Source organism: Pseudomonas sp. IT-347P, assembly GCF_949768005.1.
Taxonomy (GTDB): domain Bacteria; phylum Pseudomonadota; class Gammaproteobacteria; order Pseudomonadales; family Pseudomonadaceae; genus Aquipseudomonas.
Genome location: NZ_CATKPQ010000041.1, coordinates 1 through 262 on the forward strand (window position 1 = coordinate 1; position 262 = coordinate 262).

Genomic DNA, 262 nt, shown 5'->3' on the forward strand with positions numbered 1-262 from the left:
TCGCCTTGCCAGAAGAATTCGGTAGTGTCGCCATTGACGGTTTTGCGGATGCGCCGGCCGAAGGCGTCGTAGGCGTAAGACGCGGTCTGGCCGTCGGGGCGGGTCAGGCCGATCAGGCGGTGCTGGCAGTCGTAGCGGTATTCGGTGACGAGTGTCTGCGCGCGGCCTCGGCGTTCGCGGATCAGGTTGCCGAAGGCGTCGTAGTCATAGTGGCGATCGCCCTGCATCAGCAGGCGGTTGCCCTTGATCTGGCTGGGGCCGA

At 65.3% G+C, this 262-nt stretch carries 1 protein-coding gene; it reads right to left on the reverse strand.

The window, feature by feature from the left end; genetic code table 11:
• A partial coding sequence (locus ACM6IV_RS16245) for a hypothetical protein (RefSeq protein ID WP_414870769.1) occupies window positions 1-262 on the reverse strand: 262 nt, incomplete at both ends.